This is a genomic window from Bradyrhizobium sp. RDM12 (assembly GCF_051917485.1).
Classification (GTDB): Bacteria; Pseudomonadota; Alphaproteobacteria; order Rhizobiales; family Xanthobacteraceae; genus Bradyrhizobium.
Map to the genome: position 1 here is coordinate 3,584,590 of NZ_CM133064.1, position 24,263 is coordinate 3,608,852.

General features: G+C 61.9%; 23 protein-coding genes and 1 pseudogene. 12 read left to right on the forward strand and 12 right to left on the reverse strand.

The window, feature by feature from the left end; genetic code table 11:
* The 3 genes from ACTGJ9_RS17280 to ACTGJ9_RS17290 all read left to right on the forward strand — a co-directional run bounded on the left by ACTGJ9_RS17280 (nt 1) and on the right by ACTGJ9_RS17290 (nt 2,779).
* On the forward strand, nt 1-357 hold the full coding sequence (locus ACTGJ9_RS17280) for an HdeA/HdeB family chaperone (RefSeq protein WP_456678018.1): 357 nt from the start codon (nt 1-3) through the stop codon (nt 355-357).
* 90 nt (nt 358-447) lie between these two features.
* The gene (locus ACTGJ9_RS17285; RefSeq protein WP_456678019.1) at nt 448-822 is read left to right on the forward strand and encodes a response regulator transcription factor; all 375 of its coding nucleotides are present in this window, start codon (nt 448-450) and stop codon (nt 820-822) included.
* Nucleotides 823-946: 124 nt separating this feature from the next.
* The gene (locus ACTGJ9_RS17290; RefSeq protein ID WP_456678020.1) at nt 947-2,779 is read left to right on the forward strand and encodes a sensor histidine kinase; all 1,833 of its coding nucleotides are present in this window, start codon (nt 947-949) and stop codon (nt 2,777-2,779) included.
* A gap of 115 nt (nt 2,780-2,894) precedes the next feature.
* Here ACTGJ9_RS17290 and ACTGJ9_RS17295 read toward each other — a convergent pair whose 3' ends face one another.
* The 5 genes and pseudogenes from ACTGJ9_RS17295 to ACTGJ9_RS17315 form a co-directional block, all read right to left on the reverse strand.
* Nucleotides 2,895-3,668, reverse strand: coding sequence for an ABC transporter permease (locus ACTGJ9_RS17295; protein WP_456678021.1), 774 nt, complete (start codon nt 3,666-3,668; stop codon nt 2,895-2,897).
* A complete protein-coding gene (locus ACTGJ9_RS17300) occupies nt 3,668-4,429 on the reverse strand; it encodes an ABC transporter permease (RefSeq protein ID WP_456678022.1) in 762 nt (253 codons plus the stop codon). The genes ACTGJ9_RS17295 and ACTGJ9_RS17300 overlap by 1 nt, the downstream gene beginning before the upstream one ends.
* Nucleotides 4,426-5,231: pseudogene (locus ACTGJ9_RS17305) on the reverse strand (ABC transporter ATP-binding protein). The gene ACTGJ9_RS17300 and the pseudogene ACTGJ9_RS17305 overlap by 4 nt, the downstream one beginning before the upstream one ends.
* A complete protein-coding gene (locus ACTGJ9_RS17310; protein WP_456678023.1) occupies nt 5,228-5,932 on the reverse strand; it encodes an FCD domain-containing protein in 705 nt (234 codons plus the stop codon). The pseudogene ACTGJ9_RS17305 and the gene ACTGJ9_RS17310 overlap by 4 nt, the downstream one beginning before the upstream one ends.
* An 11-nt stretch (nt 5,933-5,943) precedes the next feature.
* The gene (locus ACTGJ9_RS17315; RefSeq protein ID WP_456678024.1) at nt 5,944-6,906 is read right to left on the reverse strand and encodes an ABC transporter substrate-binding protein; all 963 of its coding nucleotides are present in this window, start codon (nt 6,904-6,906) and stop codon (nt 5,944-5,946) included.
* 89 nt (nt 6,907-6,995) lie between these two features.
* Between ACTGJ9_RS17315 and ACTGJ9_RS17320 the strand changes: the two genes are divergently transcribed.
* On the forward strand, nt 6,996-7,985 hold the full coding sequence (locus ACTGJ9_RS17320; RefSeq protein ID WP_456678025.1) for a fumarylacetoacetate hydrolase family protein: 990 nt from the start codon (nt 6,996-6,998) through the stop codon (nt 7,983-7,985).
* 25 nt (nt 7,986-8,010) lie between these two features.
* Nucleotides 8,011-8,787: a cyclase family protein gene (locus ACTGJ9_RS17325; protein WP_456678026.1), complete on the forward strand. Its 777-nt coding sequence runs from the start codon at nt 8,011-8,013 to the stop codon at nt 8,785-8,787.
* A gap of 217 nt (nt 8,788-9,004) precedes the next feature.
* On the opposite strand, the gene ACTGJ9_RS17330 is transcribed toward ACTGJ9_RS17325, so the two are convergent.
* From ACTGJ9_RS17330 to ACTGJ9_RS17360, 7 genes are all read right to left on the reverse strand, one after another.
* Entirely contained in the window at nt 9,005-9,694 is a 690-nt protein-coding gene (locus tag ACTGJ9_RS17330; RefSeq protein ID WP_456678027.1) for a class II aldolase/adducin family protein, read from the reverse strand.
* Nucleotides 9,691-10,017 carry a hypothetical protein gene (locus ACTGJ9_RS17335; protein WP_456678559.1) on the reverse strand — a complete coding sequence of 109 codons (327 nt, stop codon included), beginning with the start codon at nt 10,015-10,017 and terminating at the stop codon, nt 9,691-9,693. Before ACTGJ9_RS17335 ends, ACTGJ9_RS17330 begins: the two co-directional genes overlap by 4 nt.
* Complete coding sequence (locus ACTGJ9_RS17340) at nt 9,954-11,108, reverse strand: carbohydrate kinase (RefSeq protein ID WP_456678028.1); 1,155 nt, start codon at nt 11,106-11,108, stop codon at nt 9,954-9,956. Before ACTGJ9_RS17340 ends, ACTGJ9_RS17335 begins: the two co-directional genes overlap by 64 nt.
* A gap of 6 nt (nt 11,109-11,114) precedes the next feature.
* Nucleotides 11,115-12,122: an ABC transporter permease gene (locus tag ACTGJ9_RS17345; RefSeq protein ID WP_456678029.1), complete on the reverse strand. Its 1,008-nt coding sequence runs from the start codon at nt 12,120-12,122 to the stop codon at nt 11,115-11,117.
* Entirely contained in the window at nt 12,119-13,123 is a 1,005-nt protein-coding gene (locus ACTGJ9_RS17350; protein WP_456678030.1) for an ABC transporter permease, read from the reverse strand. The genes ACTGJ9_RS17345 and ACTGJ9_RS17350 overlap by 4 nt, the downstream gene beginning before the upstream one ends.
* Complete coding sequence (locus ACTGJ9_RS17355) at nt 13,116-14,636, reverse strand: sugar ABC transporter ATP-binding protein (RefSeq protein WP_456678031.1); 1,521 nt, start codon at nt 14,634-14,636, stop codon at nt 13,116-13,118. The genes ACTGJ9_RS17350 and ACTGJ9_RS17355 overlap by 8 nt, the downstream gene beginning before the upstream one ends.
* Before the next feature lie 70 nt (nt 14,637-14,706).
* Nucleotides 14,707-16,041, reverse strand: coding sequence for a substrate-binding domain-containing protein (locus ACTGJ9_RS17360; RefSeq protein WP_456678032.1), 1,335 nt, complete (start codon nt 16,039-16,041; stop codon nt 14,707-14,709).
* A gap of 46 nt (nt 16,042-16,087) precedes the next feature.
* Between ACTGJ9_RS17360 and ACTGJ9_RS17365 the strand changes: the two genes are divergently transcribed.
* The 7 genes from ACTGJ9_RS17365 (at nt 16,088) to ACTGJ9_RS17395 (ending at nt 24,251) form a co-directional block, all read left to right on the forward strand.
* Nucleotides 16,088-17,113: an aldo/keto reductase gene (locus ACTGJ9_RS17365; RefSeq protein ID WP_456678033.1), complete on the forward strand. Its 1,026-nt coding sequence runs from the start codon at nt 16,088-16,090 to the stop codon at nt 17,111-17,113.
* A gap of 210 nt (nt 17,114-17,323) precedes the next feature.
* Nucleotides 17,324-18,379, forward strand: coding sequence for a sugar phosphate isomerase/epimerase family protein (locus ACTGJ9_RS17370; protein ID WP_456678034.1), 1,056 nt, complete (start codon nt 17,324-17,326; stop codon nt 18,377-18,379).
* 14 nt (nt 18,380-18,393) lie between these two features.
* Complete coding sequence (locus ACTGJ9_RS17375) at nt 18,394-19,569, forward strand: Gfo/Idh/MocA family protein (protein ID WP_456678035.1); 1,176 nt, start codon at nt 18,394-18,396, stop codon at nt 19,567-19,569.
* Between the two features lie 344 nt (nt 19,570-19,913).
* A complete protein-coding gene (locus ACTGJ9_RS17380; protein ID WP_456678036.1) occupies nt 19,914-20,798 on the forward strand; it encodes a helix-turn-helix domain-containing protein in 885 nt (294 codons plus the stop codon).
* Between the two features lie 214 nt (nt 20,799-21,012).
* Complete coding sequence (locus tag ACTGJ9_RS17385) at nt 21,013-22,098, forward strand: ABC transporter substrate-binding protein (RefSeq protein ID WP_456678037.1); 1,086 nt, start codon at nt 21,013-21,015, stop codon at nt 22,096-22,098.
* A gap of 78 nt (nt 22,099-22,176) precedes the next feature.
* Nucleotides 22,177-22,998, forward strand: a complete 822-nt coding sequence (locus ACTGJ9_RS17390; RefSeq protein WP_456678038.1) for an ATP-binding cassette domain-containing protein — start codon at nt 22,177-22,179, stop codon at nt 22,996-22,998.
* Entirely contained in the window at nt 22,995-24,251 is a 1,257-nt protein-coding gene (locus tag ACTGJ9_RS17395) for a sugar ABC transporter permease (RefSeq protein WP_456678039.1), read from the forward strand. Before ACTGJ9_RS17390 ends, ACTGJ9_RS17395 begins: the two co-directional genes overlap by 4 nt.
* Nucleotides 24,252-24,263 lie beyond the last annotated feature (12 nt).

Below are 24,263 nucleotides of genomic sequence, written 5' to 3' on the forward strand. Positions count from 1 at the left end.
ATGTATAGATCCTTGATTCTGGCGACAATACTTTACGCGGCAATGGTCCCAACGGCTGATGCCCAGGTGGATCTCAGCACGTACGCCGACGCAAACGGCTTCATAAACGTCCAAAAGCTGACTTGCGCTCAACTTGCGGGGACGTGGCAAGGCGACGCCGACATGCTGACCACCTGGTACAGCGGTTGGTACAATGGGCTTGCTCGGAAACACTATCTCGACTTCAAAAAGGGAAAAGAAGCGGAGCACGAGGTGATCGTCTATTGCAAAGCCAATCCCGATCAACTGATCATTGAGGCGATCGCGGTCGTGTTCAAGGACATGCGGGCTCGCCTTGGGATTGAAATGAAGCCGTAAATGGATTTCTCCAGCTTGGTGCAGTCTGATGCACCACGCAGGATCAGGATTTCCCCTCTCGGGGGCTTCCCTGGCTAACGGTTGCTTATCATGCGGACCATAGCCGTCATCGATGACAACGCGAGCATGCTACAAGGTCTCAATCGACTCTTGTTAGCCCATGGCTTCCGTGTCCTGACGTTTGCATCCGCGGAGTCGTTTTTGGGCGCCTATCCGGACTGCGAAGCGGATTGTTTGCTCCTGGACATTCACCTTGGCGGTATCTCAGGCATAGACCTGCAGCGGCAATTAATCTCGTCAGGCAGAGAATTGCCGGTCATTATAATGACGGCGATCGATAGTGAAGTCATCCGGCAAGAAGCCTTCGACGCGGGCTGCGTTGCGTATTTGAAGAAGCCGTTTCTGTCAAAACTGCTCATCGATGCCATCGGCAGGATTCCTGATGAACGCAGCCCAATTTCTTGAAGATTGCGGGGACTTGTCGTGGAAGTTGATGTTCATAATTGCTTTCCCACGCCCTGACCAAATCGCATAGAATTGGGGTTCTGGGTCACATTGTGACATCCCGCGTCAATGGCTGCCCTCTCGCATGAAAACTCGAATACTTTTCGGTTCGATCATTCTGCTCCTCGCGATGACCGGTGCGGCTTTTTCCCAGCCAAAGCGGGTGCTGATCGTTCATTCCGTTGGCCGCGATTTTTCGCCCTGGGATGATTACGGCAGACAGATACGCGAAGAGTTGAGGGTCCAGTCGAAAGATCCGGTCGACATCTTTGAGGTGTCGCTGTCGACGGCCCGCTTCCCCGACGGAAATGAAGACGCTCTTGTCAGCTATTTGAACGCAGTGTTTTCGGAGCGCAAGCTCGACCTGATCATGACGATCGGCGGTCCCGCGGCACGCTTTTTTCAGCAGAACCGGCAGCGGATTTTTCCTTCGGTCCCAACCTTGTACGCTGCCCTCGCGCAGCAGATGTCTGCTAACGCACCAGCGACCGATGCAATGGTTTCGGTTGATGTCGATGTGCTAAGCACTCTCCACCAGATCTTGAACCTGGTTCCGGAGACGAACGAGGTCTTCGTCGTGATGGGAAATTCTCCCATCGAGAAGCTATGGTTGGAGGAAATGCGCAAGCTATTCCAGCCGTTGGCAGGCCGGGTCGAAATCACTTATTCCAACGAACTGTCGCTGGAGCAGATCCTCAGGCAAGTCGCTATCTTGCCACCCCGGACTTTTATCGTCTACGGGCAGATGTTGGTGGATGCGGCCGGCGTCGTGCACGAAGGCAAGCGAGCCATAGATCGGATTCACGCAGTTGCCAATGCGCCGATCTTTTCGGAACAAGACGCGTTCTTCGGCCGGGGTATCGTCGGCGGCCGGATGACGAACATATCCGACGTCAGCCGCCAGACCGCCGCAGTTGCCGTCCGCATTCTAGGAGGCGAGTCGCCGGGCAGCATCAAGGCGCCTCCAATTCCTGCTGCATCTCCTAGATTCGACTGGAGGGAGCTGAGGCGCTGGAGCATCAGCGAAAGCCAATTGCCGCCGGGCAGCGAAGTGTTCTTTCGCGTGCCCGGCCTCTGGGAGCAGTATCGACCGCAACTGACGGCGATTATGGCAGCCATCTTGCTGCAAGCGGGCATCATTGCATTGCTGCTCGTCGAGCGACGGCGACGCCTTGTCGCTCAGGCGGAGGCGACAAGTCGCCGGCATGAGGTCGTCCGTCTGAACAGGATCACGACCGCCAGCGTTCTCTCGTCCTCCATTGCCCATGAACTCTATCAACCTCTCGGTGCGATCTTGAGCAACACCGAAGCCGCGCAGATGCTGCTCAAGGCTGATCCACTAGATCTGGCTCAGCTTGGAGAAATCCTTTCCGATATTGTCCGTGACGAGCAACGGGCGAGCGAAATCATCAAGGGACTGCGGAATTTGCTCAATAACAGAACGGGAGCGGATCTGCAGCCTTTCGACTTGAACGCCACCGTCCGCGACGTTGTCAGGATCGTATCTCCTGAAGTCACAAGGCGGGGAGCGGTTTTGCGCACCATTCTTGCAACGGAGCCATTATGGGTGCGCTGCGATCCCATTCATCTGCAGCAGGTCATCATCAACCTCGTGATGAATGGCGTTGACGCGATGGAGGAGACCGCCAACCCACACGACCTGACGATACGTACCAATCTGGCAGGTACTGACAACATCGAGGCCCGAATATCCGATTCGGGCCCGGGTGTTTCCGAGGATCAGCTGACCAAGATCTTTGATGCGTTCGTTACGACGAAACCGCAAGGGACCGGGCTGGGGCTCCCCATCGCGCGAACCATTATCGAAAGCTATGGCGGTGAACTCTGGGCTGAGAACCGGACGCGCGGAGCCGTGTTTTCCTTTAGGCTGCCGCGGGCCAAAGAGGGTATGGGCTAGACATCCAGACATGATCGATCAGGCGCGCTGGAGAGGTCCATACCGTCCTGCAGGGTGATCGCACGCCCGCCGGGTTTTCGCCTTGAGATCGCTGCCATTGGGGCGGCTTGAGGCGTTACGATTTTGCCGCCGTCTGCCATGCGAGCAGCCGTTGCTCCAACGCCGACATGGCGAGCGTGGTGACATATCCGGTGGCGCCGAGCAGGATCACGCCGGCGAAGAGGTCGGCCGATCGGAACGCGCGGCCCGACAGCAACACCCAGTGGCCGAGCCCATCGAGACCGGCGAGGATTTCGCATACGACCGACAGGATCAGCGCGACCGTGAGGCTCAGCCGCATGCCTGCCAGGATGTCTGGAAGCGCGGAAGGCAGCGCGATCTTGCCAATGACCGAGCTGCGCGACATCTGCAGCGCACTCGCAACCTCATAGAGGCGAGGCTCGACCGCTGCGAAACCGTGGATCGTCGCAAGCATGATCGGCCAGATGGCGCCGAAGGCGATCACGAACAGCGCCATGCCCTGCGTGAGACCCAACAGCGCGATCGCGACCGGAATGATTGCCGAGACAGGCAGGGGACGCAGGAATTCCAGCGAAGGTGCCACGTAAGTGCGCATCGTCGTCAGGGACGATCCGATCAGCGCCCCGAGAGCGACGCCGGTGATCGAGGCCGCGAGCCAGCCATAGGCCATGTGTTCGACCGTGCCGACAAGCTTGCTCCCGAGGTCGCCGTTTGCAAAGCCGCGCACCAGGGCAGTCCACGCCCGGTCCGGCCCGGGCAGGAACACGGGGGTGACCAGTTTCAGGTCCGCGATGAGCTGCCAGAGCGCGACGAAGCCGGCAGCGACGGCAATGCTCGCGATGCGCCAAAGGATTGCGTCGCGGTTCATCACGATGCCCCGGCAAGCGCGGCGCGCCCGAACAGGCGCTGCTGGGCTGCAACGAGCGCGATGTTGAGCCCATAACCGATCCCGCCCATCCAGACGAGATAAGCGAGCATCAGATCTGGCCGCAGCGCCTGTTGCGCCAGCATGATGCCGGCACCAAGTCCGATCGGATTGATCGCGATCTCGACCGTGACGGCGACGATCACGGCGATGCCGGTGGCAAGGCGGAGCGCGACGAAGATCCGCGGCAACGCCGCGGGGACGATGATCTTGATGATCCGCTGCGATCGCGTCAGCCGCAGCGCGCGCGAGACCTCCATCAAGCGCGGCTCGATGCTGCGAACCGCGCTGCGCGTCAAGATCAGCATCGGCCAGACGCAGGCGAACGCCACGATCACGATCTCCATGCGGTAACCGAAGCCAAGCGCGATCAGCGCAATCGGCAGCAGCGCGATCGAGGGGATCGGGCGGATCGCCTCGACGGTCACGTCCATCAGCCGGTCGAGCCATCGTGCGACGCCGAAGGCGATGCCGAGGCTGAGTCCGATGGCGCCCCCGACTGCAAGCCCCGTGAAGGTTGCGAACAGCGTATCGCGCGTCGCGATCGGGATCGAAAGATCGGCAAGCCCGCCGGCCAGCGCGACGATAATCGCACTCGGCGGAGCGAGGCTGTCGCTCTGCAGATGGGTGAGGCGCGCCCATACTTCTAACGCCACCAGGGCAGCCAGCGGCAAGAGCAGGGGCTTGGCGCGTACGAAGGTCAATGTTCGCTCGCCTTGATGAAGTCGAACAATTGCCGGCGCAGCCGCAGAAACTCGGGATGCTCGCGGGTGGCAAGCTGGTGGCGCGGGCGGGGGAGGTTGACCTCGAGTTCGATCCCGATCCGGCCCGGATGCGGCAGCAGGCCGACGACGCGGTCGCCGAGATAGATTGCCTCGTCCAGATCATGGGTCACGAAGATCACGGTGGCGTTGCTCGCTTGCGTCAGGGAGAGCACCTCGTCCTGCAGGCTTTGCCGCGTCATTGCATCCAATGCGCCGAACGGCTCGTCCATCAGCAGCGCCGTCGGCTCCTGCGCGAGGCAACGGGCGATCTGCAGCCGCTGCTGCATGCCGCCTGACATCTCCGACGGATACTTGGCGCCCTGGCCGGGCAGGCCGACCTTGGCCAGCAGGGCATCGATGCGGGCGGTGCGCTCGCGGGGCGGCACGCGGCTGGCTTCCAGCGCCAGCAAGACGTTGCCGGCAGCCCTGCGCCACGGCAGCAGCGCCTTGCCGTAATCCTGGAACACGATCGCGATCTCGCGGCGCGGCTCCTCATCGGCTTGCCCTCGAACGTCACGGCGCCCTCGCTCGGACGATACAGGCCTGCGGCAAGGCGCAGCGCCGTCGTCTTGCCGCAGCCGGAGGCACCGACGATGCAGAGGAATTCGCCCGGCCGCACCTCGAGGTCGAGCTTCTCGATGATGGTCTTGCCGCCGAGCCGTAGCGTTGCGCCTTCGAACGTGATCAACGCTTTCTCAGGCCGTGATGCTCGCGCAGCGTCGAGCCTTGCAGCGATGCTCATGAATGTTTCTCGGTGCCCGGTGGATACACGAAGTTGATGGTCGAGCGCAGATGCGCCTCCAGCATCGCCTGCGCGCCAGCAGCATCGCGCGCGAGCACGCGGTCGGCGAGCGTCTGGTGACTGCGGATGAAATCCTCCCCGCTTGCGATCGCGCGCACCATCACCCGGCGGTAGCGATAGGCCTGGTCGTAGAGGTCGGAATGGGCGGCGAGCATCCGCCGCGAGCCGCAGGCCGCGAGCAGCGAGGTGTGGAAGCCTTTGTGCAGCCGGTCGAAATCTGCGGCGCCCTCGCGGAATTCGTTGCCGGTCCGCTCGATATGGCGGCGCATCTGGTGCAGGGCGCTCAGGATGCCGGCCTCCCAGGCGTCGTCGCCCTGCATGATGGCAAGCCGCACGGCCGCGACCTCGACCGCGGTGCGCATGCAGGTGATGTCGGCGAGATCGTCGCGGCTGACCTCGGCGACGCGAAATCCACGCTGGCCGACGCCGATGATCAATCCGCGCGAAGTGAGCCGCGACAGGCCTTCGCGCAGCGGCGTGGCGCCGATCTCGTAGCGTTGCGCGAGCCCGACGATGCCAAGACGCGACCCCGGCGCGAGATGCCCCGCGAGGATGTCCTGCTCGATGAGGCAGGCTGCGCGCTCGCTCAAGGTGCCGCCTTCAGCCGCAAGACGTTCGAGAGGGCGTTCGGGGTCCGGCATCGCAGCAGCCCTCAGTTCAGCACCAGTTTGGCGACGTCGAGCTTCGATTGGAGCATCTTTTGCGAAGACATGATCTCGATCCACCAGGCGAGATTGTCCGGCTTGAGGTTGGGTTCGGAGTGGTTGGGCGGCGTCGCCTTGACGAGATCGAGCGGCTGCTTGGTGAATCTGGCAATCGACGCGGAGGCCTTCTCGCGGTCGCTGTTGACCATTGCGGCGGCTTCGGCGATCGCTTCACGGAACTGCTTGACGGTGGCGGCATTCTTCTCCGCCCATTCGCGCGATGCCGCATAGAAGATGATCGGGTCGGTTCGGGCGAGATCGAGCGCGTAGCGGGCGCCGACCGAGCCGAGCCCGGCATTGAGCATGCGGGTGACGAACGGCTCGGCCGTGAGCACCGCGTCGACGCCGCCGGATTTGATGATGTCGGCCATGGTCGGAAAGGTGACCTCGACGAAGTTCACGCTCTTCGGATCGAAGCCTTTCTCCACCAGCCATTTCACAAACAGCACGTGCAAGAAGGCATTGAGGCCGGGGGCACCGACCTTCTTGCCGGCGAAATCCTTCGGCTCCCCAATGGTGATGCCGTTGCGGACGAAGGCGGTGATGGCCGCGTTCGAAGTCGGGCTCATCACCGATGCGCCGGCGATTGCGACGAGGTCGAGGCCGCCGTCGGCGGCCTGCAGGAATACGGTGGCGGTGGGGCCGCCGACCTGGATCGAGTTCGACAGGATGGCCGCCGGAATGTTCGAGTTGATTGCGATCGGCGTCATCTCGACGTTCAGCCCGTGCTTTTTGAAGATGCCCTCGTCAACCGCGACCATGGCGGATGCGCAGTCGGAAGTCGCCGTGCAGCCGATCTGGATCTTGGCCTGCGCCACAGCCGTCTCGGTGAACGCGCCGGAGGCACCGAGCGAGGTGCCCAAGCCAAGCGCGGCACCCATTAAAATCCGGCTCACTTGGCTCCGCCGCATCGCGCTCTCCCGGAGTTCAAATCTTTTAGCTTGTTTATCGATATCTTCTTTGATCATATATTTTTACGAATAACAAGAGGTGTCCCAAGGTGAAGCTCGCCACATTCCGATCAGCCGGCCTGGACAAGGTCGGTCTCGTCCACGCCGGCGACGGCCAGTTGTTCGATCTCGCCGCGGCCGCCCTGAGGGAGGGGCAGCGCGAGAATGCGTTCGCCTCGATGCTGGCGCTGATCGATGCGGGTCCGGGCGCGCTCGATCGCGCCACGATGCTGTTCGAGAAGCACGGCACCGATCCGGCGCTGTCGGCAGCAGTCGGGGCCGTCGATATTCTCGCTCCGGTGCCGGAGCCGCGACAGATGCGTGACGGCATGTCGTTTCCCCTGCACATCCTCCAGGCGCCACGCGGCCAGCGCATTCTTGCGGCTCGCGCCAGCGGCGACATTGCCGAGCTCGCCCGCATCGATGCCGAGCCGCTCGGCGAATTGCCCGAGGTCTATCGCAGGCAGCCGATCTTCTACATCACCAATCGCTTCAGCGTCCGTGGCACCAACACCACGGTAAAGTGGCCGCGCTACAGCAGGGTGATGGACTACGAACTCGAATTCGGAATCATCACCAAGAACAAGGGCGCGAATATCCCGGCGGGCAAGGCGAAGGATCACATTTTCGGCTATACCATCTTCAACGATTTCTCCGCGCGCGACGCCCAGCGCATCGAGATGGAGGGACGGCTCGGTCCGGCCAAGGGCAAGAGCTTCGATGGCGGCAACGTGATCGGACCGTGGATCGTGACGCCGGACGAGATCGGGGATCCCTATCGGCTCAAGATGGAAGCCCGCGTCAACGGCGAGACCCGCTCCACGGGCATGAGCGATGGCATGCTGTTCTCGTTCGAGGAGATCATCGCCCACGTCACGCAGGACGAGACGCTGATGCCCGGCGAGTTCATTGGCTCCGGCACCGTCGGCAATGGCTGCGGGCTCGAGCTCGGCTGGTACCTCGACCATGGCGACACGATCGAGCTCGAGGTCGAGAAGATCGGCATCCTGAACAACAGGGTGGAGCGGCAGGACATCTAACGCTGCTCAAACACGAGGAAACCCCATGGCGCGCAAACTGATCGACATCTCCGTTCCCCTGCAAAACGACGTTCCGGCCGATCCGCCCGGCAATCACCCGACCATCCAGTATATCGATCACCAGCAAGGCCTGCCCCGCATGCTGCAGTTCTTCGATGGGCTGAAGGCACATGACCTGCCGGACGGGCAGGGCTGGGCGGTCGAGCTGGTCAATCTCTCGACCCACAATGGCACGCATCTCGATGCGCCCTGGCACTTTCACCCGACGATGAACCGTGGCGAGCGAGCCTGGACTATCGACGAGGTCCCTTTGGACTGGTGTTTGCAGCCCGGCGTGAAGCTCGACTTCCGACACCTGCCGGACGGCTATGTCGCAACCGCGAAGGACGTCGAAGCCGAACTCGAGCGCATCGGACATCAGTTGAAGCCGCTTGAGATTGTCGTCGTCAACACCAGCGCCGGCGCAAAATTCGGCCGGCAGGACTACGTCACCTCCGGCTGCGGCATCGGCTACGAGGCCACCATGTATCTGCTCGAGCGCGGCGTGCGGCTGACGGGCACCGACGGCTGGAGCTGGGACGCACCCTTTGTGCATACCGCGAAGAAATATGCGGAGACCAAGAATGCCGCTCTCATCTGGGAAGGCCACAAGGCCGGTCGCCATATCGGCTATTGCCATCTCGAGAAGCTGCACAATCTGGAGCTGCTGCCGTCGACCGGCTTCATGGTCTCGTGCTTTCCGGTGAAGATCGAACGGGCCTCGGCGGGCTGGACGCGCGCAGTCGCGATTGTCGAGGGATAATCGTCCGGGCAAGGGCGAGAAGGGCAGTTGTCGTCGAGCGCGCAGCAGGGTTCCGGGTCGCGCCCCAGGTCTTTGCTTGCGCTAGGCGGCCATGCGCCTGCCGGATGCAAATCAGCCCCAGGATCCAAGATCGCGGTGGCTGATGCGTCGGCCCGCTCTGAGCGAGTGCGCTATCAGCTGTTATCAAGTCCACCGCCAATGTGCTGCCGGCTTCGACTCACACAGGGCGCGGAACATCGCCGACACCGTCAAGGTCAGGCGCGTGGCCGTATCCCATGCGTTTCATCTGCTCATGTACCTGCGCCATTTCGGCGTCGCTGAGGCGCGGCGGCTCGCCGATGGCCAACGCATGGACATACATCTTCGCCAGCGTCTCCACCTCCACGGCAAGCCAAAGCGCCTTTTCAAAGGTCTGGGCCGTCACGATCAAGCCATGGTGACCGAGCAGACAGGCATTGCGATCTTCGAGGGCCTTGAGGGCGTAGTCCGATAGCGCCTGCGTCCCGAAACAAGCATAGGGCGCACAGCGGACATCGTTGCCCCCAGCAACTGCGACCATATAGTGGAAGCAGGGAATGCCACGCTCGTGCACGGCGAGAATCGTGCTGAAGGTCGAATGCGTATGGAGCACGACGTTCGCGTCTCCGCGTGCTCGCAGAATATCGCGATGGAAGCGCCATTCGGATGAAGGCCGATGGTTGCCCTGGTAATTCGCGGCAAAATCCATCGCGACAATGTCCGCTGGCTGCATCTGATCATAGGGCAGACTGGTCGGCGTGATCAGCATGCCGTTTGGAATCCGGTGCGAAAGATTGCCGGATGTACCTTGATTAAGTCCGTTTCGATTCATCTCCCTGCAGGTATCGACAATGCCTTGGCGGAGATAGGCATGATTGTTGTCTGTCATGTGGCGCGCTCCGAGAAAGCAATCCAGGACTGGTAGGCGGCGGAGAGGTCGCTTGATTCGACCCCATCCCTGCTGAGCGGTGTAACGGCTTCAAGCGCCACGCTCGAAACCGGCTGCGTGCGCGAGAATCGCCGCCACAGCAGCGCGGCGCCAAGGGCCGTTCCGTCCCGCGATCGACTCACCCAAACGCTCTGCGAGGATCGCAGGGTTGCAAGGCAGCGGGCAAAGGGCAGATTTGCGGCAAAGCCACCATCGATGACTATGCGTTCGGAGCTCTCAAGCGCATCAAGGCAGCGGTTTGCGCTGAATGCCGCGTAGAGCACCGCCAATGCCTGCCGTTCGGCAGGCGTTTCGGGGGCGGTCCGATGATCCGGCCGCGGCGAGCGGCGCCCGGAAACAATCCATCATCGCCGACGAATGAGGGGAGCGCCAGGGTGCCCTTGGACAGCAGGACTGGCAATGCGGCAAGGACCGCTGGGTCAGAAGCGCAAGTTTCTCCGCGGATCAGGTCGTATTCGCGGCCGGTCGCGATCAATGTCGAGGGTACATTCTCGCCATCGACATCGATATTGAGGACCATCGCACGTGCGCAATCGAGTTTGTTCGGCGAGAGGCCGCGCTGAAAGCCGATCATCCAGGTGCCGGTCGATAGAATCGAGGCATCGGCCATGCCGGCGGCTTTGTAGCGAAACAGGTTGGCGTTGGAATCATGTACGCCACAGAGGACTTCGGTCGATTGCGCCAGGCCGGTGCGTTTGGCCACCGATTCCGAAACCGTCCCCAGCACCGCCCCGGCTGGTACGCGTTCGGGCAGCAGATGGCTCCAGCCACGCTTGCGCATAAGGGAAGAAGGCTGATGGTGGACGAGGTCCCAGACATGGCTCTGAGCCGCGAGCTGCGAGATTTCACTGGCCGCACGTCCGCCAAGCCGCAAGGCAAAAAACTGTGCGGTGGTCAGATAGGCTTTTGCGCGGGCGAATTCGACGGGATGTGCGCTTTCCTGCCACAGCAGCTGCTTTCCCAGCCGCATCGCACCTCCGATCCCGCAAAACACCTCATCGTAGCCGGGCGCGATCCGGGCATAGGCTTCATCGATTGCCGGCGGAGAGACGGCATCATAGTCCATCATCGGCAGCACTGGCATGTCACCGTCGACCAGAACCGCGCCGCATCCATGCGCCGTCACGATCAGGGCGGCAATGGGATGGCGTTGAGATACGACGGCAAGGGTATCGAGAAACCACTCCTCTAACCCGCCAAGATCATAGGCGAGATACGAGCCCCGAGTCATCGGCACGTTCGGAATCGCATGTGTTTCGAGCGGCCACCCATCCTCGCTCGCCACCAGCAGTTTGAGATTGGTCTTGCCAATGTCGAGAACAGCGATAGATGGCGAGACGATCGAGCGCATCATCGCTGGTTACCGCGGCGCCTTGCCGGCGAAATGAGGAACCGCCGCGACGGCAATCAAGATTCCACCCCAGATCGCCAGCGTGAGGAATTGGCTGAGGTTCAGAAGATTGAATGCCGAGGAGATCACCTGAAGGATGATCAGCGCAAGCAACAGCCCGCCGACTTTTCCGAAGCCGCCAAACGGATCGATGCCGCCGAGGACGGCGGCCAGAATGGTGACCAGCAGATAGCTCTCGCCGTATGCCGCGTTGGCCGAATTGAAACGGGCCAACATGACCACCGCTGCCACGCCCGCGAGCAGACTGGAAAGCACATAGAGCTTGAGGATGACGGCGCGGGCATTGACGCCGGAGTAGCGGGTCGCCTTCTCGTTCGATCCGATCATGTAAACCTTTGCCCCGAACGGTGTCGCGTTCAGCACGAGCGCGACGGGCAAGGCGCAGAAGGCCAGTACGATCAGAGCAAAGGGGACCCCGAAAACCGTTCCGTTGCCGATAAATACAATGGGCTCCGGAAATCCGGAGATGACGTTACCGCGCGACAGGCCGATCGCGATGCCCTTGCACAGCGTCATCGTTCCGAGCGTGGCCAGAATCGGCGAAACGCCGAGATAGGCGATGACAAAGCCGTTGAGGAGGCCCACCAATGCGGCCACCGCAAATCCTGCAGCAATCGCCAGCACCTGAATGCCGACCCAGGCAAGGCCCTGGGTCCCGGGGATGTAGTGCGTCAGCAGGAAGGCGATGGTCAGCCCGGACAGGTTGGCGGTCGCGATGATGGACAGGTTGAGTCCGCCGGATAGCAAGGCCAGCATCATCGCAAGCGAAAGGATGCCGAGTTCTGGCATCTGGAAAGCCATGGATTGCAGCGTGTTGACCGAGAAGAACCGGTCGCCGATCGTGATCGCGAACACGATCCAGAGCGCGAGCAACAGCAGGATGAGGGTGGCGACCGTGCCGCTGCCGGCGAGGCCGACCATACGGCGGCGGAGTGAGAGAGCAGGCGCATCGCTCATCGGCGCGCACTCCCTGTTCGCCGCTCTCGCTGCGACCAGGCAGTCGCCGAGACCGAAATGAGAATAACCAGGCCGACGAAGAACGGCGACCAGTAGGACGAAACGCCCAGCAAAACGATGCCATTCTGGAGCACCGCGAGCAGTGTCAGGCCCAAAAACGTACCGAGGACGGTGCCGACGCCGCCCATCAGGCTGGCGCCGCCGAGCACCACGGCGGCGACCACATCGAGTTCCTTGCCCACCAGCACTGTCGGGGCAACGGACTGCGCGAGTTGTGCCTGGATCAGGGAGGCGATTCCGGCCATGACGCCCATGTAGCAGTAGACCAGTATGTTAAGGCCGAAAATGTGGAAGCCGAGCCGCTGCGCGGCATCGGCATTGCCTCCCATGGCATAGATTTGCCGGCCAATATTGGTTCGGTTAAGCAGGATCCAGGTGACGAGAAACGCCAGCGCAAGCGCGAGGATCTGCAGGTTGACACCGTACGAGCTATCCTTGCCCCATTCGAATTCGAACCAGAATATTCCGGTCGCAAACCAGTCGGGCAGCGAATAGATGTATTTGCCGCCGGTGAAGAAGATCAGAAGCCCATAGAAAATGTTCAGCGTTGCGACCGAAACGATGATCGATGGTATTCGAAGTTTCTGGATGAAGACCGCGTTGAGGGCACCGAGCGCACCGCCAATCCCAATCGCGATGGCGAAGACGCTGATCCAGTTCGCGCCATAAGCGTTGGCAAGCGAGAGTGTGACATATTGCGCCACCGACGCGGTCGCGGTGAATGAAATGTCGATTCCGCCGGCGATCAGCACGACCAGTAGTCCGAGCGCCAGGATGCCGACGAATGCGTAGGAGGTCAGCAGGTCAAACAAGTTCTGCATGGTCAGGAACTGGGCATTCGCGAAGCCCAAAGCGGCGCAGAGCCCGAGGATTACCATCAGCAGCCAGAACTCATGGCTGCGACGAAACCTGCCGAATGATGCAATGTGCGAGTTAGGCATTGACGGCCTGCCGAAGCGCATCTTCGGAAGTGGCTGCGGCAGTCACTTCAGTTGCCAAACGACCTTCCCGCATCACCAGAACGCGATGACTATGATAGAGGACCTCGGGGATTTCGTCCGATATCATCAGCACCGCGACGCCGTCGCGGGCCAACCGCCGGATGATCTCATAAATTCCGTCCTTGGCGCTGATATCGACGCCCACCGTGGGACTATCGAGGATAAGCACCCGCGGGTTGGTCGCCATCCATTTGGCGAGCACGACCCGCTGCTGGTTGCCTCCGGAGAGCGTCTTCACCGCGTTGGCCGGGTTGGAGACCTTGATCCCGAGTTCAGCGACCCACCGAGCGACATGGGTCTGTCGCGCGCGTGCGGCAATCAGGCCGAACGCGCCAGCCAGACGTTCCAGCACCGTGAGCGTGACGTTTGCAATGACGGACTGATTCAGGATGAGACCAAGCGTAAGCCTATCCTCGGATACATAGGCGATCCCTCGATCGATCGCCTCTGCATTTGTGCGGAGCGCGATCGGATGCCCGTCGAGCATGATGGTGCCGCGATCGGGCGGCTTCATGCCGAACAGCGATAGCGCGAGTTCGGTTCGACCGGAGCCGAGCAGACCGGTGAGACCCACCACTTCCCCTGCGCGCAACTGCAGGCTTATATCCTCATACTCGCCGTCGCGGCCCAGGCCCTTGACTTCCAGGACGACCGGACCGGCGGCAAGCTCAGGCGCCTGGACCTGATACTCGAAGGACTTACCGGTCATCAGGTGGCTGAGTTTCCGCCCGTCGATTGTGTCTGCAGCAAAAGTACCGACTTTGGCGCCATCCCGCAGTACCGTTACGCGTTCGGCGATCTCAAGTACCTCGTCAAGACGGTGGCTGACGAAAACGACACAGATGCCGGCACGCTTCAGCTCGCTCACGAGTTCGATCAGGGCGTTCACCTCGTGCCGGGTCAACGATGCCGTCGGCTCATCCATGATCAGGAGTTTGGCGTCCGCAGCCAAGGCCCGGCAGATAGCGACCAGCTGGCGTCCGGCAATGCTGAGCTCCGAGACTTTTGCGTCCGGGTCGAACTCAACGCCGATCTTGGCCATCGTGGCCTTCGCGGTGGCGCGCATTGAGACCCAGTCGACCGAATGGAGGCCGCCAAGATGGTGCGCCATCGCGATATTCTCGGCGACGGTAAGGTTGGGGAATAGCGAAAGATCCTGATAGATGACCTGAATGCCGCAATGCGTGGAGTAGACCGGATTCAGTTTGGGATACTCCTTGCCGCAAATTGCGATGCGGCCGCCAGGCTCCGCTGCCTCGACGCCCGAAATGATCTTGATCAGGGTGGACTTGCCCGAGCCGTTTTCACCGACCAGGCAATGCACCTCGCCGACTTCCAGAGTCAGATCGACATCGCGGAGCGCGTGCACGCCGCCGAAGCGCTTCGATATGCCGGACATCTCCAGGAAAGTCGCCAAAGGTTCGCCTGCAATGGACTTCGATCGTGCGATCATCCGGGGGACCGCATTCCCGACCGGAAAGGCCGGGAATGCGGCGCGATGAGGCGGCTAAGCGGGTGTAGACCTAGAGCCCTCCGGCGATCAGCCCGTCGATGGTCTCCTTGTTGATCCGCATGATCTTGTCGACCTTGATCTGCTTTCCGGGGACGTCGACGGCAGCCTTGCCGAGGCCGGGTACATCGACGCCATCCGTGATTGGCTTGCCGTCGAGCACGAGTTTGGCAACTGCGACCATGGCATAACCGGCATCGGTGGGATTCCACAGGAAGCCTTCGCGGATCGTATCATCGGCGATCAGCGATTTCGCCTGGCTCGGCAGCACGGTGCCGACCACGGCGATCTTCTTGGCAAGGCGCTGCTGACGCACCGCATTGCCGGCCCCGATCGGTCCGTTCGAGCCGAAGCCGAGAATCCCACGCAGGTTCGGGTAGGCCTTGATCACGTCGAGGGTCGTGCGTTGGCTGGTGTCGATCTCGTCGGCACCCGGGAAGCGGTCGGCGACGAGCTTCATCTTGGGAAAATTCTTCTGCTGGTAGGCAATCGCGGCATCGGCCCACTTATTGTGAAGCGGCGTCGTGAGCGTCCCGACATAGACGACGTAGTCACCTTCGCCGCCCATGTCCTTGGCGAGACGTTCCATCTGCACCTCGCCGAAGCGAACGGAGTCGATCAATTCCACATTCCAGTCACGGCCTTCCTGTTCCGGACCTTCATGCGTGATGACCTTGATTCCGGCAGCCTGGGCGCGCTTCAGCACCGGTTCGCAGACTTTCACGTCAAGCGGCACCAAGCCGATGACGTCGACCTTCTTGGCAATCAGATCCTCAAGGAGCTTTACTTGTTGTGCCGGATCGACGTTCGCCGGGCCAACCATAGTGGCGTTAATGCTGAAATCCTTGGCACCCTTCTGGATTCCCTTTTCAAGTGCATTGAACCACGGAATTCCCGCAATCTTCACGACCGTGACCATTTCCTTTGCGCTTGCGCAAAGGCAAAGCCCGGAAAGCCGGCACCGGCCAATACGGCCGTACCACCGATCAGCTTGAGCGTTTGGCGTCTGTCCATTGTTCCCTCCCAGGAGACTATCTTTAGATTCCGCACCCCTGACCGGGCACTCGCCGGCCTGGAGTAGTCGAGCCTGTTCTTGCTTGGGGGCAGAAAGCTTTGCCTGTCCAGCCGCAGGACCTTGAACGAGATTAGAGACCAGCGCTCCAGAGCGTGTCAAGCAAGTGACGGGTTCGCCGGCGCCCATCGCAGTGCGATACCTGATCTTGCCCTTCGAGCTCGCGACGCGTGAAGTGGTCGGAAGTGACGAACCGCTCCTCGTGATTTGCGCAGCGGGCTCATTCTTCGCGTTGACACGTGGCGGCAAATACATACGCTGCGCATCACTACTCATGAGACTTGCGCGTCATTGAGGCCGCGGAGAAGGGCAGCAATCCATCATGGTTTCGCAATCGGCATTGCCGCGTCGCACCCTTGGCCGGACCGGGCTCGAAGCATCCATCCTCGGATTCGGCACCGCGCCGCTCGGCGATCTCTTTCTCGAGCTCGACGACCAGACTGCGATTGCTGCCGCAAGCCGCGCCTTCGAGCTCGGCATCAATCTGCTTGACACATCGCCGCACTATGGCAATGGCCTGTCGGAGCATCGCTGCGGAACGGCGCTCCGGCGCGTGCCACGCAAGGACGTGGTGCTTTGCACCAAGATCGGTCGCTGGATGGATCCGTTTCACCAGCCGGAAACTCGGTCCGGATTTGTCGGCGGACAGCCGCACCGGGCCGTCGTCGACTATTCCTATGACGGCACCATGCGTTCGGTCGAGCAGTCGCTGTTGCGGCTTGGCACCGACCATATCGACCTGCTGCTCATCCATGATGTCGATGTGTGGACCCACGGCAAGGACGCGATCGAGGACCGGTTTCGCGAAGCGATGTCCGGGGCCTATGTCGCGCTCGACAAGCTTCGTTCCGAAGGCGTGGTCGCCGGCATCGGAATCGGTGTCAATGAAGCCGAGATGTGCGTGCGCTTTGCGCAGGCCGGGTCCTTCGAGGTGATGCTGCTCGCCGGGCGCTATTCGCTGCTGGAGCAGCCGGCACTTGCGGAGTTCATGCCGCTGGCGCTGAAGCAGGGCATCGCGGTGCTGCTCGGCGGCGTGTTCAATTCGGGGATTCTGGCGACGGGCGCCACCAAGGGCGCCAAGTACAATTATCAGGATGCGCCGCCGCATATCCTTTCGAAGGTCGCCGAAATCGAGCGTATCTGCGCAGCTCATGCAGTACCGCTGCCGACGGCCGCTCTCCATTTCGCGCTTGGTCATCCCGCCGTCGCGAGCGTGGTGCTCGGGGCGCATGATGCGCGGGAGGTCGAGCGCAACGTGGCAGCGCTGACCGCGGCGGTGCCAGCCGCGCTCTGGAGCGATCTCAAGGCAGCGCGCCTGCTGGACGCGGAAGCGCCTGTTCCGGGCTAGAGCGGGCGAATATGCTTGAAGGGTAGAAGCCGACAAATCGGATCATCTCGCTCCGCGCGGGGAGATGCAACGACCGACCGTAGTTGATCTCAATCAAGTGGCTCGCCGCCACTTCGGCATCGCCCGTCAAGCGCAGACATTTCGTTTGCTGAGATAATTGCGCTCGGCGGTCAGGTGCTGCTGGAGCGTCCAGGAAGAAGGAAGGGCGAGATGAAGATGATCAAGGGACCGGCGATATTCCTCGCTCAGTTCACGGCCGATGCGGCGCCATTCAACTCCTTGAACGCGATCTGCGAATGGGCTGCCTCGCTCGGTTACGAGGGGATTCAGATCCCGAGCTGGGACGGGCGGCTCTTCGACCTCAAGAAGGCGTCGGAGTCCCAGGACTATGCCGATGAGGTGAAGGCGATAACGGCCGAACACGGCCTTTCCATCACCGAACTCTCGACCCATCTTCAGGGTCAGCTCGTCGCCGTGCATCCGGCTTATGACGCAGCATTCGATGGCTTCGCCGTGCCGGAGGTGCGCGGCAATCCCGGGGCACGCACCGAGTGGGCTGTCGACCAGGTCAAGCGCGCAATTCGCGCGTCGGGACGCCTGGGGCTCACGGTCCAGGCGACCTTCTCCGGCGCGCTGGCCTGGCCCTATGTCTATCCCTGGCCGCAGCGTCCGGCCGGCCTCATCGAGGCTGCCTTCGACGAGCTCGCAAAGCGCTGGCTGCCGATCCTCGACTATGCGGACGAGCACGGTGTTGATCTCGCCTATGAGATCCATCCCGGCGAGGACCTTCACGACGGTGTCTCCTACGAGATGTTTCTCGACCGGGTGAAGGGCCACAAGCGCGCCAACTTGCTCTATGACCCCTCGCACTTCGTGCTGCAGCAGCTCGACTATCTCGACTACATCGACATCTACCACGAACGCATCAAAGCCTTCCATGTCAAGGACGCCGAGTTCAACCCGACGGGCCGCCAAGGCGTCTATGGCGGATTCCAGAGCTGGGTCGATCGTGCCGGCCGCTTTCGCTCGCCGGGCGATGGACAGATCGATTTCGGCGCGATCTTCTCCAAGCTCACACAGTACGGCTACGACAGCTGGGCGGTGCTGGAATGGGAATGCGCGCTGAAGCATCCTGAGCAGGGTGCGCGCGAGGGCGCCGAATTCATCAAAAGGCATCTCATTCGGATGACCGAGAAGCCGTTCGACGATTTCGCAGGCTCCGGCGCCGACGACGAGATGAACCGCAAGATGCTCGGCATCTCCTGAGCGAGGAACAGCAAATGGCTATTGAGGCAAGGGGCGGGGGCGACGGTCATGCTCGTATCCGGCTCGGCATGGTCGGCGGTGGTCAAGGGGCGTTTATCGGCGCCGTGCATCGTACTGCCGCGCGTATCGACGACCAGTTTGTCTTGACGGCCGGTGCGTTGGCGTCGGATGCGGCGCGCGCAAAAGCTTCGGCGCGGGAGCTCGGTATTGCCGACGACCGCGCCTATACCTCGTTCGAAGAGATGGCGAAGGCGGAGGCCGCGCGCCCGGACGGCATCGAGGCGGTCTCGATCGTGACACCTAACCACCTGCACGCCCCGGTCGCCAAGGCGTTCCTTGAAGCCGGCATCCACGTCATCTGCGACAAACCGCTCACGACGAGTGTCGCCGAGGCAGAGGAACTCGTTGAGCTGGTCAGGAAGACGGGCAAGGTCTTCGTCGTGACGCACAACTACACGGGCTATCCGATGATCCGACAGGCCCGCGCCATGGTGGCGAACGGCGATCTCGGCGAGACGCGGCTCGTTCAAGCCGAATATCTGCAGGATTGGCTAACGGAGCCACTGGAAGCAAGCGGCCACAAGCAGGCCGCGTGGCGCACGGACCCGGCCCGTTCTGGCGCCGGTGGTTGCATTGGCGATATCGGTACTCACGCCTACAATCTCGCCTGCTTCGTCACTGGCCTCGAGCTTGAGCAATTGCTCGCCCAACTTTCAACCTTCGTCGGCGGACGGCGTCTCGACGACGATGTCCAGATCCTCCTCAAGTGGAAGGGCGGTGCCAACGGGATGCTCTGGGCCAGCCAGGTCGCGGTCGGCAATGAGAACGGCCTGACGCTGCGCGTCTATGGGACCAAGGGCGGGCTCGAATGGGCACAGGAGAATCCGAACTATCTCTGGTTCACGCGTTACGGGCAGCCGAAGCAGCTCCTGACCCGCGGCGGTGCGGGGGCCTTGGTCGAGGCGGGTCGCGTCACCCGCGTGCCATCGGGGCACCCCGAAGGGTATCTCGAGGGGTTTGCAACGATCTATGCTGAGGCAGCGCGCGCCATTCGTGCGGCGCAGGCCGGCAAAGCCCCGGATCCGGCGGTGATTTTCCCGACGGTCGAGGATGGCCTCGCCGGCGTGAAGTTCATCGATGCTGCGGTGAATTCGTCTGCAAGCAATGGCGCCTGGGTTCGAATGACGTAGGTGCCGGCAGTTCTGTTGAGCTGGCTTAGCCGGGGACAGGCAATCGCTTCATGACGGAACCATCCGCTTTCGCTCTGCACACGTGGCGGCCGTCAACGGGAAACAACGACGCATCATGGTCCCATCGGCAACTTTGGTGCTCCTTGAGATCGTCTGGTCTGACGCCAGCACGACCTGATAGCGAGTGCGCCACGCGTGTCAAAAAAGTACCATGATTGGCCAGCAAATGTGGTGGCAAGCGTCCAAATCGTCACCTACCGTTACGCTCAAGCAAGAGCCGAGAGAAAAATGGCCGGCTGGAACGAGGTCGTTGCGGGTGCGTGCATACGACTGGGAGGAAGGACATGGAGCCGGATCTTGAGTTGGTCCAGATAAGGCCAGGCGAGTCCTTCGCCGCCTGGTCCCATGGTTATCCTTTCCGCACCGTACGATGGCATTTTCACCCGGAGTATGAGCTGCACATGGTGGCGGCGACGACCGGCCGCTATTTCGTCGGCGATTTCATCGGCGATTTCGCGCCCGGGAACCTGGTGTTGACCGGGCCCAACCTGCCGCACAATTGGGTCAGCGACATTCCGCCGGGGACCAGCATTCCGCTGCGCTGCCGCATTGTTCAGTTCAGCGAGGAGTTCATCGACGGCGCCATCAAGGCCCTGCCGGAACTTGCAGCGCTGCAGCCGGTGCTGGAATCGTCCCGGCGAGGTGTGCTGTTCAGTAGCGAGACCAGCCGGCGGGTGTCGCCACTGCTCGAAGAGACGATGCATGCCAATGGCATCCGCCGCATCGAGTTGTTCATGCTCATCGCGGGCGTTTTGAGCCGGGCACGGGGATCGCGCATGCTGGCCAGCGCCAGCTATCTGCCCGATCCCTCCGGCTATATGTCCGCAGGCATCAACAAGGCGCTCGCTTATCTCCGCAAGCATCTGACCAGGCCGTTCAGCGAAATGGATCTCGCCGAGATCGCAGGCCAGAGCGCGAGCGCCTTCTCGCGCGCCTTCCGCCAGCACACGGGCATGTCGCTGATGCAATATGTAAAGCGGCTGCGCATCAATCTTGCCTGCCAGATTCTGATGAGCGATGAGCAAGCCTCGATCGCGAGCATCTGTTACGAGGTCGGCTACAACAACATGTCGAATTTCAATCGACAATTTCTCGCCGAGAAGGGAATGACGCCATCACAATTCCGGCGATTGCTGCTCGACAACGTCAACGCACCCAAAGCTGCATGACGAGGCTCCACGGCATGGTCGCGTAGCTGCAAGCACGGGAGAGATCGCAATATCGACAAATCACGGCCGACCGGCTTCCACCGGTTGCGCCAACGAAGACTGTTGTGTTCAGCGATAGACAAAAAGAAGCGGGATTGTCCGGGATCGCCGGCGCCAACCCTACGCATTCAAAAGGCAACCGGAAAGGTTGCTCTTACACCAGGGAGAAGACCATATGACACAATCATCATTGAACGCTGTCGGGATGGCGGCGCTAGCCTTGGGCGTCCTGACCGGCGGCTCCGCTTTCGGTCAGAATGCCAAGGTGTCAGGAGCGACCGTCGCCTTTCTGATGCCGGACCAGGCATCGACCCGTTACGAAGAACACGATCACCCCGGTTTCGTGGCTGAGATGAGCAAGCAGTGTCCGACCTGCAAGGTGCTCTACCAGAATGCCGATGCCAATGCGTCGCGCCAGCAGCAGCAGTTCAATTCCGTCATTTCGCAGGGCGCCAAGGTGATCGTGATCGATCCCGTCGATTCCACCGCCGCGGCGTCGCTGGTGAAGCAGGCCCAAGGCCAGGGCGTGAAGGTCATCGCCTATGACCGGCCGATCCCGTCCACGCCGGCGGACTTTTACGTGTCTTTCGACAACAAGGCGATCGGCAAGGCGATCTCCAAATCGCTGGTCGAGCATCTGAAAGCGACCAACGTGCCGACCAACGATGTCGGCGTGCTGGAGATCAACGGCTCACCTACCGATGCGGCGGCCGGGCTGATCAGGGACGGCATCCACGAGGGTCTGGCTGACAGCGGGTACAAGACGCTCGCCGAGTACGACACGCCGGATTGGGCGCCGCCGAAGGCGCAGCAGTGGGCCAGCGGCCAGATCACCCGTTTCGGAAAGAAGATCGTCGGCGTCGTTGCCGCAAATGACGGCACGGCCGGTGGCGCGATCGCCGCGTTCAAGGCGGCCGGTGTCAATCCGGTGCCGCCGGTCACCGGCAACGACGCCACGATCGCCGGCCTTCAACTCATCATCGCGGGCGACCAATACAACACCATCAATAAGCCGAGCGAGATCGTCGCCGCCGCGGCGGCCAATGTGGCCGTCCAATTGCTCGCAGGGGAGAAGCCAAAATCGGAAACGACGCTGTTCAACACGCCCTCGCAGCTGTTCACGCCGACGCTTGTCACGGCCGGCAATCTCAAGGCGGAGATCGTCGACAAGCGGATCAACGGTAAGCCGATCCAGACTGCCGAAGTCCTCTGTGCAGGCCGCTATGCCGAGGGCTGCAAGAAGCTAGACATTACCAAATAGAGTCTCGTTGAGTTATCATTTGGCTCGGTGATGCGGCTCGGTTCGCCGCATCGCCGGCCCGATCATGGAGCGCCCGGCATGACCGACCAGGTATCCCAATCCAATTCGCAGAACGACCTGGTGCTCAGCCTGCGCGGCATCTCGAAAAATTTCGGCGCCGTCTCCGCCTTGACCAATATCGATCTGGATGTGCATGCCGGCGAGGTCGTCGCCCTGGTCGGCGACAATGGCGCCGGCAAGTCGACGCTGGTGAAGATCCTTGCCGGCGTTCATCCGCCGGACTCGGGAACGATCACGTTCTGCGGCGACACTGTCATCCTCGACGATCCGGCCACGGCGCTGCGGCTCGGTATCGCCACGGTATTCCAGGACCTTGCTCTCTGCGAGAATCTCGACGTCGTCGCCAACATTTTCCTCGGCCGGGAACTCGATCCATGGCGCCTCGATGAGGTGGCGATGGAAAATCGGGCCTGGACGCTGTTGAACGAGTTGTCGGCGCGCATACCCAGCGTTCGCGAGCCGGTGGCGTCGCTTTCGGGCGGCCAGCGTCAGACCGTTGCGATCGCGCGTTCGCTGCTGCTCGAACCGAAACTGATCCTGCTCGACGAGCCTACGGCTGCGCTTGGCGTGGCGCAGACTGCCGAGGTGCTCGATCTGATCGAGCGCGTTCGTGATCGTGGTCTCGCGGTCGTCATGATCAGCCACAACATGGAAGACGTTCGCGCGGTCGCGGACCGGATCGTCGTGCTGCGGCTCGGACGCAACAACGGCAATTTTCATCCAGATGCATCCAACCAGGAACTCGTGAGCGCCATCACCGGAGCCTCGAACAACGCCGTGTCCCGCCGCGCAGAGCGGCGACAGGCCTCGCGTGAGCATCCAGAGGAGCCGCGGCCGTGAACGGGGACAGGGACCCTCGGGCGACGTCCGCGCCACTCGATCGCAGCGACGAACGGCTTCGCCACGATGCGGGTCTTGCCGGTGCGCTGCGCGCGTTCCTGGACCGGGTCCGTGCCGGCGATCTCGGCGCGCTTCCAGTCGTCATCGGGCTCGCGATCATCTGCGCGGCGTTCCAGAGCCTCAATCCAGTTTTCCTGTCGAGCAACAATCTCGTCAACCTGTTGTTCGATTGTTCGACGGTGGGGGTGATCGCGCTTGGGATCGTCTGCATCCTGATGGTCGGCGAAATCGATCTGTCAGTGGGATCGGTCAGCGGCTTCGCTTCGGCGATGGTTGGCGTGCTCTGGGTCAACATGGAATGGCCGGCCTGGCTCGCGATTATCGCAGCGCTCGTTGTCGGCGGAGCCGTCGGCGCGCTCTACGCGGCGTTGTTCAACCGCTTCGGGATGCCGAGCTTCGTCTCGACACTGGCTGGCCTGCTCGCGGTTCTGGGCCTGCAGCTCTATCTTCTGGGCTCGACTGGATCGATCAACCTGCCATACGGCTCGCCGCTGGTGAATTTCGGCCAGACGCTTGTCATGCCGCCTGCGGTCGCTTACGCGCTGGCTGCGGTGACCGGCGTCGTGATGTTCGCAACGGCCTTTCGAACCGCCACCCGCCGCAAGCACGCCGGTCTCTCCGCGCGATCGCCGGGCAGCCTGTTGCTCCGCGCCCTCGTGATCACAATTGTTCTCGAGATCGTTGTCTACTATCTCAACCAGGACCGCGGCGTGCCCTGGATGTTCGGTCTGTTCGTCGCGCTGGTCGTCGCGATGAACTATGCGTTGACGCGGACCAAGTGGGGGCGCTCGATGAATGCCGTCGGGGGCAACCGGGAGGCGGCGCGCCGTGCCGGCATCAACGTGCGTCGGACCTACATGACGGCCTTCGTGCTGTGCTCAACGTTCGCGGCGGCGGGCGGCATCCTTTCGGCGGCGCGTCTGGCGTCCGCGAGCCAGCAGGCCGGCACTGGTGACGTTAATCTCAACGCCATCGCAGCGGCCGTTATCGGCGGAACCAGCCTGTTCGGCGGTCGTGCCAGCGCTTATTCCGCGCTGCTTGGCATCATCGTGATCCAGTCGATCGCCAGCGGTCTGACGCTGCTCGATCTCTCATCTTCGCTCCGGTACATGATCACCGGCGCCGTGCTGGCCGTCGCTGTCATCGTCGATTCGCTGGCCCGCCGCTCGCGCATGTCCCATGGCCGGGCCTGAAATCCTCCCAAG

What these genes read in the sequence shown, in the direction of transcription:
- ACTGJ9_RS17280 (WP_456678018.1), top strand. Translation starts at nt 1, where the DNA reads ATGTATAGATCCTTGATTCTGGCGACAATACTTTACGCGGCAATGGTC.
- ACTGJ9_RS17370 (WP_456678034.1), top strand. Translation starts at nt 17,324, where the DNA reads ATGAAGATGATCAAGGGACCGGCGATATTCCTCGCTCAGTTCACGGCC.
- ACTGJ9_RS17380 (WP_456678036.1), top strand. Translation starts at nt 19,914, where the DNA reads ATGGAGCCGGATCTTGAGTTGGTCCAGATAAGGCCAGGCGAGTCCTTC.
- ACTGJ9_RS17330 (WP_456678027.1), bottom strand. Translation starts at nt 9,694, where the DNA reads ATGACAGACAACAATCATGCCTATCTCCGCCAAGGCATTGTCGATACC.
- ACTGJ9_RS17360 (WP_456678032.1), bottom strand. Translation starts at nt 16,041, where the DNA reads ATGAGTAGTGATGCGCAGCGTATGTATTTGCCGCCACGTGTCAACGCG.
- ACTGJ9_RS17310 (WP_456678023.1), bottom strand. Translation starts at nt 5,932, where the DNA reads ATGCCGGACCCCGAACGCCCTCTCGAACGTCTTGCGGCTGAAGGCGGC.
- ACTGJ9_RS17365 (WP_456678033.1), top strand. Translation starts at nt 16,088, where the DNA reads ATGGTTTCGCAATCGGCATTGCCGCGTCGCACCCTTGGCCGGACCGGG.
- ACTGJ9_RS17315 (WP_456678024.1), bottom strand. Translation starts at nt 6,906, where the DNA reads ATGCGGCGGAGCCAAGTGAGCCGGATTTTAATGGGTGCCGCGCTTGGC.
- ACTGJ9_RS17290 (WP_456678020.1), top strand. Translation starts at nt 947, where the DNA reads ATGAAAACTCGAATACTTTTCGGTTCGATCATTCTGCTCCTCGCGATG.
- ACTGJ9_RS17325 (WP_456678026.1), top strand. Translation starts at nt 8,011, where the DNA reads ATGGCGCGCAAACTGATCGACATCTCCGTTCCCCTGCAAAACGACGTT.
- ACTGJ9_RS17340 (WP_456678028.1), bottom strand. Translation starts at nt 11,108, where the DNA reads ATGATGCGCTCGATCGTCTCGCCATCTATCGCTGTTCTCGACATTGGC.
- ACTGJ9_RS17285 (WP_456678019.1), top strand. Translation starts at nt 448, where the DNA reads ATGCGGACCATAGCCGTCATCGATGACAACGCGAGCATGCTACAAGGT.
- ACTGJ9_RS17375 (WP_456678035.1), top strand. Translation starts at nt 18,394, where the DNA reads ATGGCTATTGAGGCAAGGGGCGGGGGCGACGGTCATGCTCGTATCCGG.
- ACTGJ9_RS17390 (WP_456678038.1), top strand. Translation starts at nt 22,177, where the DNA reads ATGACCGACCAGGTATCCCAATCCAATTCGCAGAACGACCTGGTGCTC.
- ACTGJ9_RS17345 (WP_456678029.1), bottom strand. Translation starts at nt 12,122, where the DNA reads ATGAGCGATGCGCCTGCTCTCTCACTCCGCCGCCGTATGGTCGGCCTC.
- ACTGJ9_RS17355 (WP_456678031.1), bottom strand. Translation starts at nt 14,636, where the DNA reads ATGATCGCACGATCGAAGTCCATTGCAGGCGAACCTTTGGCGACTTTC.
- ACTGJ9_RS17385 (WP_456678037.1), top strand. Translation starts at nt 21,013, where the DNA reads ATGACACAATCATCATTGAACGCTGTCGGGATGGCGGCGCTAGCCTTG.
- ACTGJ9_RS17295 (WP_456678021.1), bottom strand. Translation starts at nt 3,668, where the DNA reads ATGAACCGCGACGCAATCCTTTGGCGCATCGCGAGCATTGCCGTCGCT.
- ACTGJ9_RS17350 (WP_456678030.1), bottom strand. Translation starts at nt 13,123, where the DNA reads ATGCCTAACTCGCACATTGCATCATTCGGCAGGTTTCGTCGCAGCCAT.